General features: G+C 69.2%; 1 protein-coding gene. It reads left to right on the forward strand.

All coding sequences use genetic code 11. The annotated features are described in order from the left end of the window. The first annotated feature begins 252 nt into the window (after positions 1 to 252). Entirely contained in the window at positions 253 to 1,089 is an 837-nt protein-coding gene (locus tag AC3ET3_RS36075) for an IS5 family transposase (RefSeq protein ID WP_432159253.1), read from the forward strand. The last annotated feature ends 123 nt before the right edge of the window (positions 1,090 to 1,212 follow it).

Here is a 1,212-nt window from a genome sequence, read left to right on the forward strand (position 1 = left end):
TCAGACGCCATCCGCTTACCGTTCGGCAGGCTTGATCAGTCGAACAGGGTTCCTGTTCGGGTGATCTCTCGGTGGTCGGGGCATAGCGGCAGGGCCTCTTGGTAGCTCGGGGTTGCGATCCCAACCGAGTAGTACCAGGAGGCCCTGTTGTCGCAGTCTGTCGCGCTTGCGGCCGTGGAGTCCAACGCGCCGTCTCCTGCGTGTGACTGTCTCGCGCACAGGTTCGGCAACGCGGCGGACGGACCGGACCGCGTGCGGTGTTACGGCTCCGACCTGACGGAGGCAGAGTGGCAGGTCCTCCGGCCGTTGCTGCCGGTTCCCGCGTGGCTTCAGGGGCGGGGCGGACGACCGGAGGGCTATTGCCACCGCGTCATGCTGGACGCCGTCCGCTATGTCGTCGACAACGGCGTCAAGTGGGTCAACCTGCCCTGTGACTTCCCGCCGTACCGGCGGGTGCACGCGTTCGCCCGCCGCTGGCAGGTGACGGGCTTGCTCGCCGAGCTCCACGACCGGCTGCGCGACAAAGTACGCCAGAAGGATGGCCGTGATGTGGACCCGACGGCCGCCGTCGTGGACTCACAGTCAGTGCGGGCAGCGGCGAACATCCCGCGCTTCACGTCCGGCTGGGACGGCGGCAAGAGGGTGGGCGGGCGCAAGCGACACCTGGTGGTGGACTGTCTCGGCCTGGTCCTGGCCGTCGCGGTGACCGCGGCGAACGTGCAGGACCGGGACGCCGCGGTGCCTCTGCTGGAGCGGCTGCGCAGGCTGTACTTCTCCGTCCGGCTCGTCTGGGCGGACGGCGGCTATGCGGGGCGCCTGGTCGACTGGGCGGCTGAGAACCTCCACCTCACGCTCGAGATCGTCAAACGCTCGGACGACACCACGGGGTTCGTGGTGCTGCCGCGGAGGTGGGTGGTGGAAAGAACGCTGAGCTGGCTGATGCGCTCGCGTCGCCTGGTGCGTGACTACGAGACGCTGCCCGCCATGCACGAGGCCATGGTGCTGTGGTCCATGACCATGCTCATGAGCAGCCGCCTGGCCGGGCGCCGCCCCGGCGCCTTCAGCCGGCCGTCGTCCCGAGCGGAGTGAACACCCCTGGCCGTGTCTGAAGTGCCCACCCTCGTTCCACCAGGCGTTTCGCCTTCGACCGCAGCCCCTCGACCTTCGCCGGGACCGCCTGAAGGCCCAGCGCAGCGGCCAGCTGCTGGCACC

The organism is Streptomyces sp. bgisy159, from assembly GCF_057707805.1.